General features: G+C 39.9%; 1 protein-coding gene. It reads right to left on the reverse strand.

Annotation, left to right across the window (positions count from 1 at the left end):
- Positions 1-23: 23 nt before the first annotated feature.
- The coding region (locus tag ACWQ4X_RS19945; RefSeq protein WP_457904699.1) for a hypothetical protein at positions 24-253 on the reverse strand (230 nt) is incomplete at its 5' end.

A 253-nucleotide genomic window follows, 5' to 3' on the forward strand; every position in this document is an offset into this window, starting at 1 on the left:
GGTGCCGTCATTCGATCATATTGTTAATAAAGTTTATAAAGCTCTCGATTAACTACATGGTATTGTGCTGCTGAGACTTGAGACTCAACTTGGATCATGTCCTGGTTAGCTTCCAAGTGAATTGAATTCGCCAGGAACTCAGGACATTCAACCAGATTTTCAATTCTGCCTGTCTCTATATCAAACACCGCAAAATAAGCCATCACTTCCTCATCGTCATTGCGTGTATATAACGCTGTGAAACACTTACATT

Source organism: Acinetobacter sp. NigerLNRRAM0016 (genome assembly GCF_054112845.1).